Raw genomic sequence first — 15,956 nt, forward strand, 5'->3', positions numbered from 1 at the left:
GGACTACTTGAAGTTCCGGCTGTCCTTGATCTGATCCCAGGCCCAGACGACCTCTTGCAGTTGCTCTTCCTGAGACCGGTCGCCGCCGTTCATATCCGGATGCAGCACCTTGATCAGCTTCTTGTAGGCCTTGCGAACCTCGGCCTTGGACCAGCTGTCATTGGCCTCCAGAATCTCGATGGCACGGCGTTCGGTGGGGGGCAGGCGACGGCCACCGCCACCCGAAGTGCGGCCTTTGTTCTGGGTGCTGTTTGCCCCCAGAACCTGGTGTGGGTCTTCGATACCCAGACGCGCCCAAGCACGGGCCTCGGGGTCGCCCATGGGCTTGGTTTCACGCTCCCAGACTTTGTCTTTCGTGCGTTGTGCGTTCAGTTCAGCCTCGGTCGTGCCGTCGAAGAAGTTCCACTTCTGATTGTACTCACGCACGTGCTGCTGGCAGAACCAATAAAAGTCATCCAGAACGTCCGGGGCCTTGGGAGCACGGTACTTGCCCGCCTCTTCGCAGCCTGGATGATCACAGATTCGCACCGAGGTCTCAGATGCGCCAGACATGCCCCGACGCCCGCGCGGGTTCTTTTTCTTGGCGCTGGAGACGGACATATCGAATCCGAAAGGGTCTGATTTCGTCATGCTGTGATCCTTAAGAACGCATCTTCTCGACTCGGAGGCAGCAGTTTAGTCTAAGCAGCCGAAAGTAGAAGAGGGGAGCGGCAAGTTTTTTGCCGTTGAGCGTAAAAATGACTGTGACCGACGAAATCCGAACCCGACTGCAGGCCGCCTTTGATCCGCGTGAGCTTGAGGTGGTGGATGACAGCGAAAGCCACCGGGGTCATGCAGGGTTTCAGGAAGGTGGCGAGAGCCATTTCAACGTCCGCATCCGCGCCGCCGCATTCGAAGGCCAATCTCGGGTAGCGCGACATCGCGCCGTTCACAAGGCACTGGGCGACGTTGTGCCGCGTATCCATGCATTGGCGTTGGATATTGGTGTTTAAGCTAAATCAAAACCGGAGTCGAAAGGCGAGGCCGACCAAAGGTGCTGTGTCATAGCTCTGGCGGCTGATTTCGTTGCCGTTTTCGTCCTCCAGTGTCAGTCGGCCATCGAATTCGGCCCCAGCAAAGACGGTTAAAGACACGCCCGGATTCGGAGCATAGCTGAGCGACGCAACCACGGGGAGGCTCTTGTCTTCGCCGATCCCGTTCGGAGCCAGCCCAGCGTCGTCCAGCCGGAAGCGGATTTTTTCGGATCGGGCCGACAGTGAGAGGCTGAAATCGTCATTCAACGCGTAGCTGAGGGTGAGACCCGGCCCGCGAGTCGCACCGATTCCGGAGCCGGTGTTCAGGTTCCAGCGATCATTGATGTCCCAATCCACCAAAAGCGCGGGAAAGAAGTCGACACCGCTATCCTCTAATTGCGTGAAGGCTCCAAAAGCCGGTCCTATGGTCAGGCTTTCGCTGATCTGCCACGCGATGCCCGCAAAAACACCATAGGTGCGACCATCTGAAGATGCGGCGCCTTTCTGATAGTCCCACCTGACCTGAGGCGACACGAACACACTGGCCCGCTGGCCAGCCTGAAACCGCAGAGGAGCCGATATTCGGATGTCACGAATGTCGTTCCAAGGCTGGTTGTCAGCCGCGCTGAAGTCATAGTCCAGCTGCCCGTAGCTGACTGAAATGCCAAGTGACGTTTCGCTATCAAATCGGTAAAGTCCGGTGGCCCGCAGGAACGATCGCGTCGCGCTGAAGTCTCCGCCTTGATCCAGATCGGCGCTGCCCTGATATGCGGCGAGCCCGTCGATCTGGCTGACCCATCCCAGCCGTTGTTGCGCGTTGGCAGGCAACGCGATCTGGCAGGCGAATGCGGAGAGGAAACAAAGAAAAGCGGTGCTAGGTTTCATCGCGGCCGGGGCCCTGTTCTGTAGTTAAGGATATCTTGGAACGATACGAGCAAAACTCAGGAACGGATGACTGCCTGAGTTTCGTTGGCTCAATCCGTGCTATCTAAACCACACCTTCTGGTCCGTGCGGTCTGGATGCGTTTTACTTGGCCTCTTCGCTCGGCTTCAAAGTCAACGGCGGCTCATCTACTTCGGCTGAAATTGGTTCCGGGGCTTGAACCGCATCTGGCCCGGGAACGGGCTGAGCCAAGGGTACGCCCTCGGGCGTTTCGGTTGGCGATGGTGTGGCCACGGGGGCCACGACCTCGGTAGCTTCGGCCTCAATCACCCGCCGAAACACCAGCACGTTGCGCCAGTTCGTGGTTGATCCGGTCAGGCCCGAGCGTTCCTCGCTGGGCAGCAACTCGGCGCGCTGGTATTCCCATCCCTGTTGGCCCATCTCGTTCAGCACTTGCTCGACCGAGGTGGCAAAGCGGCCTTCGGGCGTTTTTACGCCTTTGGCCTTCGCGCCCTTTTGCGGGGCCGGAATGACTTTGTATTCGTAGCGCGGCATCGACTGTTCCCTTGTACCTTTGGCCGACAACTTATCACGCAGGTCGCCGGGTGAAAGAGACGTTGCAAGAGTGGCGCAAATCAGCCGGTTTTCTGCGCCGCCTTGGCCACAACCGAGAGGCAAAGCTCGGTCGCCAGCGCCATGTCCTGCACCGAAATCCACTCCAATGGTCCGTGAATGCACTGCATGCCGGTGAACAGATTGGGGCAAGGCGTGCCGAATTCAGTCAGGCGAGAGCCATCGGTGCCGCCGCGGATCGGAACCGAGAGCGGCTCGACCCCCAGTTCCTGGCAGGCTTCGCGCGCCAGATCGACCGGGGTCATGTCATTCTCGAGCCAATAGCGCATGTTGCGGTATTGATGGCTGATATCGCAGGTGATGGTCGCGCGCGGCTCGGAGGCCTGAACGGCGTCGCAGACCTTTCGCACAAGATCGCGCTGGGCCTCAAGCCCTTCCATCTCGAAATCCCGCAGGATCAGTTTGATTTCCATCTCGGACGAGCCGCCATTCATGTCGGTGACATGGATGAACCCTTCGCGTCCATCGGTGACCTCGGGGGTCAGTGTGGCCTGCGGCAGGGTCTGTACGATCTTTGCGGCCAGATGGGTGGCATTGACCATCTTTTCCTTAGCTAAACCGGGATGGATCGACACGCCGGTGATCTTGATCACCGCGCGGTCGGCCGAGAAGCTTTCATATTCGATCTCGCCCACTTCCTGCCCGTCGAGTGTATAGGCGAAATCGGCCTTGAGGTCCTTGGGCAGTTGCTCGGTCACGCCGCGCCCGATTTCTTCGTCTGGGGTGAAGGCGATGCGGATGGGGCCGTGTGGAATGTCTGGATTTTCGATCAGATGCCGCGCCATGGTCATCAGGATGGACACGCCGGCCTTGTCATCGGCCCCCAACAGGGTGGTGCCGGAAGCGGTGACCAGATCATGGCCTATCTTTTCGGCCAGATAAGGGTGTTCCTCCGGGGACAGAACCAAATCGGGATCATCGGGAAAGGTGATCTCACCGCCATTATAGCCTTTGATCACGCGCGGTTTAACGCAGGTTGCGTTGAATTGAGGGGCGGTGTCGACATGGGCGAGGAACCCCACGGTCGGCCCCTCGGCGGTGCCAGGAATGGTCGCCACAACGACGCTGTCGCCGGTCATCTCGACATCCTGCGCGCCGATTTCCGTCAGCTCCTGCTGCAAAAGGTTCAGCATGTCGAACTGAATGGGCGTACTGGGGGTCGAAGGCGATGTCTCATCGCTTTGGCTGTCGATGGCCGCGTAGCGCATCAGACGGTCTTCAAGTTCCTGATCGAATTTTCTGGTCATGGCACCTCTCCTGCGCGGAAGAAAGGGCGCAAAAGAAAACGGAGTCAAGCAGGTGGCCTGACTCCGTCTCATAACTGTGAAAACGGGCTTACGAACCCAGCTTTTGGGCAACCAGCTCGTTCACGGCCTTGGGGTTGGCTTTGCCGCCGGTGGCTTTCATCACCTGACCGACAAACCAGCCTGCCAGCTTCGGATTTATCTTGGCCTTTTCAACCTGCGCTGGATTGGCGGCGATGATCTCGTCCAAAACAGCCTCGATGGCACCCGTGTCGGTGACCTGCTTCATGCCGCGCTCTTCGACGATCTGCGCCGGGTCACCGCCTTCGGTGTAGACGATCTCGAACAGATCCTTGGCGATTTTGCCCGAGATGGCGTCCGACGAGATCAGGTCGATGATCCCACCCAGCTGCGCCGGAGATACAGGCGAGTCGGTGATGTCGTGATCTTCTTTCTTCAACCGGCCAAACAGCTCGTTGATGACCCAGTTCGCGGCCAGCTTGCCGTTGCGGCCTTTAGCGACCTCTTCGAAATAGGCGGCGCTTTCGACCTCGGCGGTCAGGACTGAGGCGTCATAATCGGTTAGGCCGAAGGCTTCGATGAACCGCGCTTTTTTCTCGTCGGGCAGCTCAGGCAGCTTGGCGGCGATGTCGTCGACCCATGCCTGTTCGATCTCCAATGGCAGCAGGTCAGGGTCGGGGAAATAGCGGTAGTCATGCGCTTCTTCCTTGGACCGCATGGATCGTGTCTCACCCTTGTCCGGGTCATACAGGCGGGTTTCCTGATCGACTTTGCCACCGGCTTCGACGATGGCGATCTGACGGCGGGCCTCGACCTCAATCGCCTGCTGGATGAAGCGCATCGAGTTCATGTTCTTGATCTCGCAGCGCGTGCCCAGATGCGAGAAGTCCTGCGTTTCCTGATACTTCTCATAAGCACCCGGCAAACAGATCGAGACGTTTACGTCCGCCCGCAGGTTTCCGTTCTGCATGTTCCCATCACAGGTGCCCAGATAGCGCATGATCTGGCGCAGCTTGGCGATGTATGCGGCGGCTTCTTCGGGGCCACGGATGTCGGGGCGGCTGACGATTTCCATCAGGCAAACGCCTGTCCGGTTCAGGTCCACAAAGGACATATGCGGGTCCATGTCGTGGATCGATTTGCCCGCGTCCTGCTCCATGTGGATACGTTCGATACGGACCATGCGCGCGGTACCGTCGCCCATCTCGACCAGCACTTCACCTTCGCCCACGATGGGGTGGTACAGCTGGGAAATCTGGTAGCCCTGCGGCAGGTCAGGGTAGAAGTAGTTCTTGCGGTCAAAAGCCGATTTCAGGTTGATATCCGCCTTCAGGCCCAGACCCGTGCGCACGGCCTGTTCCACGCAGTATTCGTTGATCACAGGCAGCATGCCTGGCATCGCCGCGTCCACGAAGGCCACGTTCGAGTTCGGCTCGGCCCCGAATTGGGTGGACGCGCCGGAAAATAGCTTGGCATTGGATGAGACCTGAGCGTGCACCTCCATCCCGATCACCAGTTCCCAATCGTGCTTGGCCCCGGCAATGGTTTTGATTTTCGGCATTTCGTATGTCAGGTCGAGCATGGCGCGCCTCTAATTTCCGCAGAAGTCTAGGCTTGCGTATTAGGCCCGGCGCGCCAAAGGGGCAAGGGGTTAGTTCCCTGAGACTTGTAACCCTGTCGGCGTGAAGGTCACGCTTTGACCACTGCGCAGTTCCTCGCGCAGTTGATTGGCGATCGCGCGCAGCGCATCCCGGCGGCCACGTGCGGCGAAGCGCTCGGTCGAGTTGACGCGCAGGCTGTTGCTGAACCCGTTCGCCGCATGGGCCCAGATCAGGGGGTGCAGCTCGGTCAGGTGATCGCGGATCAACCAGTTTGCAGCCTCGCAAATCTGTTTACGGGCGATGTCGGCCTTAGGGTTGCGGCCCATCCCGTTTTGCAGCGTGACCGAACAATAGGCCGCCAACAGGTTGATCGTCTGCTGGTCGGGGCGGCGTTCAACGATGTCGTGCAGACCTTCCAGAAAATACTCGACATCCACACGCGCGCAGGCTTCGTCATCCAGTGCGATGGCATCGAACTGGACCCAAGTATAGCCACCAGCGCCCCATGTCTTTTGAGTGCGCGCGGCGCTGCGTAGGGCCTGAACTTCCAGCTGATCGTAGGTCCCGAATCTGCGTGGTAACAGATGGCTGCCCATTGCGCGCATGTGGCGATGGTTATGCGGGTCAAGCGTGATCAGGTCTTCGTATTTGTCCGCCACACGGGTGCGTGGGCTGATATGGCCTGCCAAAAGGGCGCAATCCGCGGCGGCAATCGCTGGGCTATTTGGCATTTCCGAGCGGCAGTCCTTCAGCAAAACGGCAGCGCGGTCGAAATGCGCGGCGCAACGGGATTGGTGCAGGGCAGGCAGGTCTTTGGGGTCAGATGTCCCGCGCCACGCCCAGGCCAAATCAATATGAGCCAATGCCACCACAAGGGCGATCATCGGGTCATCGGGGTGGTTCTGAATTTCACCCTCCAGTTCAGAGATGCCTGCCAGAAAGTCATAGTCTGACTGAGTTCTGCCATCCGACAAGGCATGTTCCGCAGCCAGCACAACATCTGCCCGGGCCCCGAACCCCAACAGGTCGGCGACCGGCTGACCGCAGGGTGTTGTTTCGCGTGCCTCATCCGCAGCCCGCATCTCTTGCGAGAGTTCGACCCACATATCCTGACGCGCCAGATGGCGTCCGCGTTCGATCGCCTGATGCCCGGCGGTGTCATCTGTTTCCGCGATAGGGATGTTTAACTGCCCCGAGGCGACAAGCCATGCCGTTGCGTCCGCAACAGACGCTGGCAAAGGCGTTGTGGAGGGACTGGAAGAGCCGAAAAGACGGGCGGCAGCCGCCCTGAAAGACCGAAACATGGCAAAACTCGAACTGTAACAAACGTGTAACGAGTCCAGTTTGCCAAAAACTGTGTCTATTTCAAGGAGTCGTTGCGCGCGTAAGTCCGGGGTGTGATCAATTAGCCCTTGGGCTTGGGATTGTTTCAAAAAACCCTAAAATGATGACGTTCAACGGTAAATCCCGCCTGCTGCAACACGTCTTCAAGCTCTTTGTGTGGGGGCAGCGACTCATCTGGTAGGCGGACGCGCTTGTCCGATTTCAGCACCGCTGAAACGCGAACCGAGAAATCCCAGCGGGTGTCAAATCGGAACCGGTCAACCTCGGAAAGGTCCAGTTCGCCGCTGCGCTGGCCGGTGAACCAGTGTAGTTTCTCGCCGGTCAATTCGACCCCGGCGCTGGTGTCTTTCACAACATCCCAAACTGCCGGGAGTGTTGCCAGCGCCAGCAACGCCATCAACCACCAGGCCGCTTCTACGAAAAGGACTAGGCCGACTAGCACCGCGTAGATGCAGATCAGCAAGACCACCACACGCGGGTTCCGGTTTTGCCGTGTAAAGCTGAACGAGGTCATGCGCCGAGGATGCGCGAGACCATCTCGGTCGTGTCGCGTGACAGGTCGGGCGTGTCTGCGATCCGGCGCAGCTGCGCGCGCATCATCGCCTGACGGTCGGAGTCATATCGTTTCCACGTCTGGAACGCCGAACACATGCGCGCTGTGGTCTGCGGGTTCACCGGATCCAACCGGATCAGCCAATCGGCAAGCAGGGCATAGCCCGCTCCGTCTTCCTGATGGAAGCCCGCATGGTTCCTGGCCAGCGATCCCATCAAGGCACGAAACCGGTTGGGGTTTTTCCAATTGAAATCAGGATGCTCTGTCAGGTTACGTGCGGCCTCGACCGTGGTCTGAGGGGCGGCCATCGAAACCTGTAGGCCAAACCACTTGTCGACCACCAGCCGGTCATGTTTCCACTGGTCATAGAAGGCGCTCAGTTCCGCCTCACCTTTGCCCGCACGCAGTAGGCAGGACAGGGCGGTCAGTTGCAGGGTCATATTGTCGGCAGTTTGGTACGCTTCTGCCGCCTTGCTGCCGCTGTCCAGCCGCGAGGTGAGAGCCAGCGCCGCTCCGCCCAGTGCACGTTTGCCGGATTGCGCCGCATCCGGTTGGAAGGGGGCGTCCACAAGTGTTTCGCTGTGCAGCTTGGGCAGAAGATCCTGTACGTGTCGCGCAGTGGCTTGACGGAGAGTCTCGACAGCGGTCCAGATGGCCATCGGGTCGGGTGTGACGCCCTTGTCATGTAGGGCGGCGGCCAGTTCGGATTGGGTCGGAAGGCCCAGCATCAAGGCCCGATAGGCCGGGTCCAGTGTTTCATCGCGCAGCACGGCCAACAGTCCGTCCAGATAGTCGGAATCCGGTGTCGCCTCATCGGTGATCATGCGCAGCAGAGTGTCCTCGGCAAGCGAGCGCCCCGCCTGCCAGCGGTTGAACGGATCGGTGTCATGGGCCAGCAGAAAGGCGCGCTCGGCATTCGACGTGTCATGTTCAAGGATCACAGGGGCCGAGAAATCGCGTAGGATTGAGGGCACGGGTTTGGTCGCCAGTCCGGCGAAGGAAAAGCTCTGCTCGGCCTCGGTCAGCTCCAGCACTTGGGTTGCGTGAACCTCGTCGCCGTTCGGGCCCAGCAAGCCGACAGCGACGGGAATGACCTGAGGCTGCTTATCCTCTTGTCCCGGAGTCGGGTCGGTGCGTTGGCTCAGCGTCAGCGTGTAGGTACCATCCGCCCATTCCTCCGCCACGGATACGCGCGGGGTGCCGGACTGGCTGTACCAGCGTTTGAACTGGCTCAGGTCGCGGCCTGTTGTGTCCTCGAAGACTTGCAGCCAATCCTCTATCGTACAGGCCTGCCCGTCATGGCGGTCAAAATAGAGGTCCAGTGCCTTACCATAGGCCTCATCCCCGACCAGACGTTTCAACATGCCGATGACCTCGGCACCTTTCTCATAGACGGTTGAGGTGTAGAAGTTGTTGATTTCCTGAAAACTCTCGGGCCGAACAGGGTGCGATAGCGGGCCATTGTCCTCGGGGAACTGCCGTGCGCGCAGGTCGATGGCGTCGTGGATGCGCTTGACCGGAGCCGAGCGCATGTCCGAGGTGAACTGCGCATCGCGGAAAACGGTCAGGCCCTCTTTGAGGCACAGCTGAAACCAGTCGCGGCAGGTGATGCGGTTGCCGGTCCAGTTGTGGAAATACTCATGCGCGATGATCGCCTCGATCCGTTCGAAATTCACATCGGTCGAGGTTTCCGGGCTGGCCAAAACGGCTGAAGAGTTGAAGATGTTCAGCCCCTTGTTCTCCATCGCGCCCATGTTGAAATCATCCACGGCGACGATGTTGAACACGTCCAGATCGTATTCGCGGCCGTAGACGTCCTCATCCCATTTCATGGACTTCTTGAGCGCCTCCATCCCGAAGGCACATTTGCCTTCATCGCCGGGGCGAACCCATAGGTTCAGTTCGACATCGCGACCGGACATGGTGGTGAACTGGCCCGGATGCGCGATCAGGTCTCCGGCGACCAGAGCAAACAGGTAGGCGGGTTTGGGCCACGGATCCGTCCATTCGGCCCAGCCTTCGCCCTTGCCGGATGGGTTGCCGTTGGACAGCAGCGCCGGAAGGTCGCCATTTATGCGTACCGTGAAGGTCGACATCACGTCGGGGCGGTCCGGGTAGTAGGTGATCTTGCGGAACCCTTCGGCCTCGCACTGGGTGCAATACATGCCATTCGACATATAGAGCCCTTCAAGCGCGCTGTTATTGCCGGGGTCGATCTCAACCTCCGCCTCCCAGACAAAGGGGGCGTCGGGGGCGGCAACCGTCAGCCCCTCAGGCGTGAGGGAGGGGGATACGTCGGCACCGTCGATGGAGGCGCGGATCAGCTTCAGTTGCTCTCCATTCAGGAAAAAGGTGCGATCGCTGGCCTCTGGATTCGGACGAAAAGCAATGCGGGATGTGACGCGGGTGGCATTTGCTGCGAGATCAAATGTCAGATGCACGTTGTCCACCAGATACCCGAACGGGGTGTAGTCTTTCAGATAGATTGTGGTGGGGGCGGTGTCGCGCATCGGGGGCCTCGCAAAACTTGGGTCGAGGGCGACGTTAGGGGCATCGCGGCAGGGCTGCAAGCCGCCTATATCCGCTATCAGTGACGGTGATTAGCCATTTTGGTAAGATTTTCTTACCAGAACGTAGCGGCATACGTTGCCTATCGGAAACTTTCGCTCTACATGCTGGCGGCATACAGTGGCGTACATTCGTGGGAGAGGAAGATAATGGCCAGCAGACAGACACGCAGCGGACTTCAGGTCGATCCGGTTCTGGTCGCATTCATCGAAGGTCAGGCTTTGCCCGGCACCGGTGTCACCGCCGAGACCTTTTGGAATGGCCTGTCGCGCATGGTATCCGAATTGGATCCCAAGAACCGCGCCTTCCTTGCCAAACGCAAAGAGATTCAGGACCAATTGGATGCATGGCACCTGGATAGCAAAGGTCAGGACCACGACGCCGATGCTTATCACGCGTTCCTGCACGAGATCGGGTATCTGGTGGCAGAAGGCGAAGATTTCCAAATCGAAACCGCCAATGTCGACCCCGAGATCGCCGCAACGCCCGGTCCTCAGCTGGTTGTGCCAATCACCAATGCGCGCTTTGCTCTGAACGCCGCTAATGCCCGATGGGGCAGCTTGTATGACGCCCTCTATGGCACGGATGCGATGGGCGATCTGCCTGCGGGTGGAGGGTACGATGCTGCCCGCGGTGCGCGTGTCATTGCATGGGCCAAGGCGTTTCTCGACGATGCTGTGCCGTTGGCCAGCGGATCCTGGGCGGATGTCACGAAGCTGAGCGTCGAGGCTGGATCTTTGGTTCCTGCGCTGGCGGATGCTTCAAGCTTTGTCGGTCATGGCGGCCCCGCTGAAAAGCCCGAGTTCATCCTGTTGAAAAACAACGGTCTTCATATTCAGATCATGATCGACCCGATCAGCGCGATTGGCGCTGCTGATCCGGCTAACATCTCGGACCTGCGGCTCGAGTCCGCGTTGTCGACGATCATGGATTGCGAGGATTCCGTGGCCTGCGTAGACGCCGCTGACAAGGTTGTTGCCTATGGCAACTGGCTGGGTCTGATGAAGGGTGACCTGACCGAAGAGGTCAGCAAGTCCGGCAAGACATTCACCCGCCGGTTGGCGGCTGATCTGGACTTCACGGACGTGAACGGCGCTGAGGGGCGCCTCAAAGGTCGCTCGCTGATGCTGGTGCGCAATGTGGGCCATCTGATGACCAACCCGGCCGTGCTGGATGCCGAGGGCAACGAGATCGGCGAGGGCCTCATGGACGCTCTCTGCACCACGTTGATCGCCATGCATGATCTGGCGCGCGACGGCGGCAACTCGGTCACCGGGTCGGTCTATGTGGTGAAACCCAAGATGCATGGCCCGGAAGAGGTCGCCTTCTCGGTCGAGATTTTCGACATGGTCGAAGACATCCTGGGCTTGCCGCGCAACACCGTGAAACTGGGTATCATGGATGAGGAACGCCGCACCTCGGCCAACCTCAAGGAATGTATACGGGCCGCGAAATCTCGCGTGGCTTTTATCAACACCGGCTTCCTTGACCGGACCGGTGACGAGATCCACACCTCGATGGAGGCAGGCCCGATGCTGCCCAAGGGTGACATCAAAAACACACCGTGGATTGCGTCCTACGAGGACCGCAACGTTGATATCGGTCTGGCCTGTGGCCTGAAAGGCAAAGCGCAGATCGGCAAAGGCATGTGGGCCATGCCCGACCGAATGGGCGATATGCTGGAGGCCAAGATCGGCCACCCGCAATCCGGTGCCACTTGCGCATGGGTTCCCTCGCCAACCGCTGCGACTTTGCATGCCACGCACTACCATAAGGTCGACGTTCTGGTCCGTCAGGACGAGCTGGCCGCCGGTGGCGCGCGCGGCACGTTGGAGGATTTGCTGACCGTTCCGCTGCTGGGTGGACGCAACCTCAGTGATGACGAGATCACCCGTGAGGTCGAGAACAACGCGCAGGGTATTCTCGGATACGTCGTGCGTTGGGTTGATCAGGGTGTTGGATGCTCGAAAGTGCCGGACCTGAACGACATTGGTTTGATGGAAGATCGTGCGACCTGTCGGATTTCCAGCCAGGCTCTGGCAAACTGGTTGCACCACGGTGTTGTCAGCGAAGAACAGGTGATGGCGGCGATGCAGAAGATGGCCGCCGTTGTGGACCGTCAGAACGAAGGTGACGCTTCCTATCATCCGATGGCGCCCGGTTTTAATGGCATTGCCTTCCAAGCGGCCTGCGATCTGGTATTCAAGGGGCGCGTGCAACCGTCGGGCTATACCGAGCCGGTTCTGCATGCCCGCCGTTTGGAGTTGAAAGCCAGCTTGGGTTAAGCGGATAGGGCGGGAACGAGAGGGCTCTCCGCCCCCTCAGGCTCCCCCGGGGTATTTTTGAACAGATGAAAGGGATCAGAGATGGCAATTTCCTTGCGCAAGGCGCGCACCATCATTCGTAAAGCTTTGGAAGAGGGGCGCCGGTTGGAATTCAAGCCGCTTTCGGTCGTTGTGCTGGATGCGGGCGGTCATGTCATTGCGTTCGAGCGCGAAGATGGCGCAGCCCCAGGTCGGTTTGGAATTGCGCAGGGCAAGGCCTATGGCTCCGTCATGTTGGGTATGGCCGGGACGGCGCAGATGCAGCGGGCCGAAGCGCAGGCCTATTTCATGGCTGCGGTGAACGGCGTCTACGGCGGGCAGGTTGTTCCGGTGCCGGGCGGTGTGCTGTTGCGCGATAAGAAAGGTGCCGTGATTGGCGCCGTTGGCGTGACAGGCGACACCTCGGACAATGACGTGCTTGCTGCGATGGCAGGGATCGAAGCCGCGAACCTTGTAGGCGAAAGCTGATTTCCTTAGAGAGGGTGAGAGCCTGCTCTGGCTCTTTCGCCCAAATTGGACTTTTTGCATTGCACGTTTAGCGGGCAATGGGAGCCCGATTGTGACAATGTCCCACCCGGAGCATAGATGTGCGGCATTGAACAGGTACTTGCGCTGACACACAGGGCCTGTGCTATTGCGCGCTGTTGTCCCTGCCGATAGCTTTTCCACACGTTTGGGAAACAAATTGGGAAAGCAGAATGTCTCGACCCGTCGTCGGTATCATCGGCAACTCTTACTTGATGAATGACAACTACCCGACGCATGCCGGTGGCACGATGAATTCGGATGCCGTTGCGAATGTTTCAGGGTGTTTGCCACTGCTGATCCCGGCTGATCCACGTTACGTGTCGGTCGAGGAATTGCTGGACGCGTGCGACGGGTTTCTTCTGACGGGAGGTCGCCCCAATGTTCACCCCGAGGAATACGGTGAGCCGCCGACCGAAGCGCATGGCGATTTCGACCGGGCGCGCGATGCGATTACCTTGCCGCTGGTACGCGCATGCGTTGAGCGGGGCCAACCGTTCTTCGGCATCTGCCGCGGGTTTCAAGAAGTTAACGTGGCGATGGGCGGGACGCTCTATCCCGAGATTCGCGACCTTCCGGGACGGCAGAACCACCGAATGCCTCCGGATGGAACGCTTGAGGAAAAGTTCGCCCTTCGTCATGTCGTAACTCTGAACGAAGGCGGCGTGTTCCACCGGCTGTTCGGTGCACGCGAAGTGATGACCAATACGCTACACGGTCAAGGGATCAAGGCCGTAGGCCAGAATATTGTGATCGACGGTCATGCACCGGATGGCACGCCCGAGGCGATTTATGTCAAAGATGCACCGGGCTTTACCCTCTCGGTCCAATGGCACCCGGAATGGGATGCTGCAAATGACCCGGTCTCTCGGCCGCTGTTCGAAGCGTTTGGCGCAGCCGTCAACGCCTGGTCTGCAGGATCAAGCACGCGGTTCCTACAACAAACAGCTTAAGTTTAGGCACCGGTCCGGCCGGGAGGGGATGCCGGACCGGTGCGTCGCGATCAAATCAGTAGGTCGAACTGATTGATCAGCGGCAGGGTTCGCGCGCGTTCTCCGGTCAGATCAAACAGCGCATTACCTAAGGCCGGCATCGAGGGGGGTGTACCGGGCTCACCTGCGCCGCCCATATGGCGGTTGGTCTCGAGAACGCGCACTTCGACCTGCGGAGCGGTGTGCATGCGAAGTGCGTCATAGTCGGGGAAGTTGAACTGCTCAACTTCTCCCTCGGCAAAGGTGATCTCGCCGTAGCAAGCGGCACTCAGGCCGTACATCATCCCGCCAAACATCTGCGCCTTGACGTTTTCAGGGTCCAACGCGAGACCCGTGTCACAGGCGATCCATGCCTTGATGATGCGGATGGTGCCGTCTTCGTCGACCACCTCGATCACCTGCGCGACCGGAGTGCCAAAGCTGTATGTAAAGGCGACACCTCGACCGACGCCAGTCGGAGTTTGACCCGTCCAGCCCGACATCTCTTTCACCGCCTCAAGGCAACCTGCCGAGGGAGCGTGTTCGGTCTTCATCAACTCCAGCCGGAATTCCAGCGGGTCGCGGCCTGCGGCGTGGGCCATCTCATCCATGAAGGTTTCGTGGAAAAAGCCGTTATGGCTGTTGCCGACCGAGCGCCAGAAGCCAACAGGCACGTCGAGCTTCGCGATATGGCCGCTCATCCGGTAGTTCGGAACCGCATAGGGTTGGTTGAAGAAGCCTTCAACCAGCACCTTGTCGGGCCCCGCACCGGGCATTCCGGTATAGCGCTCAACCGCTTGCTGCGTGCAGGATTGCGAGGCAACCGCGCCGTCGATCAGCACCGCTTTGCCATCCTTCACGGCGCCACGCAGCCGAGCGATCGCGCCAGGGCGGTAGTAGTCGTGGCGCATGTCTTCTTCCCGGCTCCATGTCGTCTGGACCGGAGTGCCGGGTACCGCCATTGCAACCTTTGTCGCGATCTCGCCGAAATCCAGTTCCCCACGGCGACCAAACCCACCGCCCAGATAGGTGGTGTGGATCTGCACCGCATCCGTATCCAGACCGGCCGTATTGGCCACGCGGAATTGGATCAGAGTGGGGGCCTGATTGCCGCACCACAGTTCCAGCGCGTTGCCGGTGTATAGCGCGGTGGCATTCATCGGCTCCATCGTGGCGTGGGCCAGATAGGGCAGGCGGTATTCGGCTGTGATTTCGGTTGCGCCCTCGGGTGTGATGCTGACGTCGCCGTCCTCGCGCATGGTCGAGTTCGGGACATCGTCAAATGCTTCGGCGATCTTGGCGAAGATGCCGTCGGTTTCCGGCGGGTAGGGGGCATTCCCCCAATCCACGTCGATCGCCTCAACCGCTTGATTGGCGAGCCATGTGTTGTTGGCGATGACCGCAACGCCGGTGCCCAGATCAACGATCTGTTCGACCCCCGGCATGTCTTTTGCGGCGCTGTCGTCATAGCCGTTCATCGCGCCGCCCAGCTTGGGGTTCATGCGCACGGCTGCAAATTTCATACCGGGCAGGCGGACATCGACGCCGAATTCAGCGGTGCCTGTCGCTTTGCCAACCATGTCCAGACGCGGTTGGGTCTGGCCCAGATACCGCCATTCGGACGGGTCACGCAGAGGCACCTCGACCGGCTCAAGACCGGCCGCATCCATTGCGAGGTCGGTATAGGCGATCTTGTCGCCATTGGGCGCGATGACGTGCCCAGAGGCCGTCTGTAGTTGTGACGGATCAACCCCCAGACGGTCGGCAGCGGCCCGTTTCAGCGTCTCACGCGCCGACGCGCCGGCCTGCCGCATCCGCTCGAACCCGTCCTTCATCGAGGTCGAGCCACCGGTGACCTGAAGGCTCAGTGCTTTGCCGAGGACACCCAGCGCCTCACCCAGATTGTGCTGGAAGTTTGAGATATCGTAGCCCTTGTTCGGCAAGCCTTCGCCTACCAGCGCGGAATTGTAGTACGCCGCCGCAGCAGGGCCATGAAGCACGTTGATCTGGTCAAGATCGACGTCCAACTCCTCGGCGATCAAAGCAGCCCAGGTTGTCTTTACGCCCTGTCCCATTTCGGCACGCGGGGCGAAAAGGGTCACGCCATTCTGGTCGATCAGAATGAATGGGTTCAGCGCGGCCTCACCCTCGCCGGGTTTCAGCGGGTTCGGGGCGGGACGGGTGACGTAGTAACCGCCAAAGGCCACACCGCCGACAATCGCGGCCGAGCCGATCAGGAAGGTGCGGCGCAGAATTTTTCCAACTTTGCCCATCTC

At 59.7% G+C, this 15,956-nt stretch carries 13 protein-coding genes; 4 read left to right on the forward strand and 9 right to left on the reverse strand.

The window, feature by feature from the left end; translation table 11 throughout:
* Positions 1 to 3 precede the first annotated feature (3 nt).
* Positions 4 to 630, reverse strand: coding sequence for a J domain-containing protein (locus ACR3FB_RS05090; RefSeq protein ID WP_170375034.1), 627 nt, complete (start codon positions 628 to 630; stop codon positions 4 to 6).
* 107 nt (positions 631 to 737) lie between these two features.
* Here ACR3FB_RS05090 and ACR3FB_RS05095 point away from each other — a divergent pair, with 107 nt between their 5' ends.
* Positions 738 to 992 carry a BolA family protein gene (locus ACR3FB_RS05095; protein WP_170467973.1) on the forward strand — a complete coding sequence of 85 codons (255 nt, stop codon included), beginning with the start codon at positions 738 to 740 and terminating at the stop codon, positions 990 to 992.
* A 6-nt stretch (positions 993 to 998) separates the two neighbouring features.
* Here the strand turns inward: ACR3FB_RS05095 and ACR3FB_RS05100 are convergent, their stop codons facing one another.
* From ACR3FB_RS05100 to pepN, 7 genes are all read right to left on the reverse strand, one after another.
* Entirely contained in the window at positions 999 to 1,898 is a 900-nt protein-coding gene (locus ACR3FB_RS05100; RefSeq protein WP_480564690.1) for a hypothetical protein, read from the reverse strand.
* A 142-nt stretch (positions 1,899 to 2,040) separates the two neighbouring features.
* Positions 2,041 to 2,451 (reverse strand): DUF4177 domain-containing protein, encoded by a 411-nt coding sequence (locus ACR3FB_RS05105; protein ID WP_480564693.1) that lies wholly within the window; start codon positions 2,449 to 2,451, stop codon positions 2,041 to 2,043.
* 80 nt (positions 2,452 to 2,531) lie between these two features.
* Positions 2,532 to 3,776, reverse strand: a complete 1,245-nt coding sequence (gene pepT / locus ACR3FB_RS05110; RefSeq protein WP_480564696.1) for a peptidase T — start codon at positions 3,774 to 3,776, stop codon at positions 2,532 to 2,534.
* 88 nt (positions 3,777 to 3,864) lie between these two features.
* Positions 3,865 to 5,376, reverse strand: a complete 1,512-nt coding sequence (gatB, locus tag ACR3FB_RS05115) for an Asp-tRNA(Asn)/Glu-tRNA(Gln) amidotransferase subunit GatB (protein WP_480564699.1) — start codon at positions 5,374 to 5,376, stop codon at positions 3,865 to 3,867.
* Positions 5,377 to 5,445: 69 nt separating this feature from the next.
* Positions 5,446 to 6,699 carry a hypothetical protein gene (locus ACR3FB_RS05120; RefSeq protein ID WP_480564701.1) on the reverse strand — a complete coding sequence of 418 codons (1,254 nt, stop codon included), beginning with the start codon at positions 6,697 to 6,699 and terminating at the stop codon, positions 5,446 to 5,448.
* A gap of 125 nt (positions 6,700 to 6,824) precedes the next feature.
* Positions 6,825 to 7,253 (reverse strand): hypothetical protein, encoded by a 429-nt coding sequence (locus tag ACR3FB_RS05125; protein ID WP_170664866.1) that lies wholly within the window; start codon positions 7,251 to 7,253, stop codon positions 6,825 to 6,827.
* The gene (gene pepN / locus ACR3FB_RS05130) at positions 7,250 to 9,802 is read right to left on the reverse strand and encodes an aminopeptidase N (RefSeq protein WP_480564704.1); all 2,553 of its coding nucleotides are present in this window, start codon (positions 9,800 to 9,802) and stop codon (positions 7,250 to 7,252) included. The genes ACR3FB_RS05125 and pepN overlap by 4 nt, the downstream gene beginning before the upstream one ends.
* A gap of 207 nt (positions 9,803 to 10,009) precedes the next feature.
* On the opposite strand from pepN, the gene ACR3FB_RS05135 reads away from it, so the two are divergent.
* The 3 genes from ACR3FB_RS05135 to ACR3FB_RS05145 all read left to right on the forward strand — a co-directional run bounded on the left by ACR3FB_RS05135 (position 10,010) and on the right by ACR3FB_RS05145 (position 13,662).
* On the forward strand, positions 10,010 to 12,145 hold the full coding sequence (locus tag ACR3FB_RS05135; protein ID WP_480564707.1) for a malate synthase G: 2,136 nt from the start codon (positions 10,010 to 10,012) through the stop codon (positions 12,143 to 12,145).
* Between the two features lie 81 nt (positions 12,146 to 12,226).
* A complete protein-coding gene (locus ACR3FB_RS05140) occupies positions 12,227 to 12,652 on the forward strand; it encodes a GlcG/HbpS family heme-binding protein (RefSeq protein ID WP_480564710.1) in 426 nt (141 codons plus the stop codon).
* 230 nt (positions 12,653 to 12,882) lie between these two features.
* Entirely contained in the window at positions 12,883 to 13,662 is a 780-nt protein-coding gene (locus ACR3FB_RS05145; RefSeq protein ID WP_480564713.1) for a gamma-glutamyl-gamma-aminobutyrate hydrolase family protein, read from the forward strand.
* Between the two features lie 50 nt (positions 13,663 to 13,712).
* Here ACR3FB_RS05145 and ACR3FB_RS05150 read toward each other — a convergent pair whose 3' ends face one another.
* Positions 13,713 to 15,953 carry a xanthine dehydrogenase family protein molybdopterin-binding subunit gene (locus ACR3FB_RS05150; RefSeq protein ID WP_480564716.1) on the reverse strand — a complete coding sequence of 747 codons (2,241 nt, stop codon included), beginning with the start codon at positions 15,951 to 15,953 and terminating at the stop codon, positions 13,713 to 13,715.
* Between the last annotated feature and the right edge of the window lie 3 nt (positions 15,954 to 15,956).

Source organism: Ruegeria sp. AO1, from assembly GCF_056535985.1.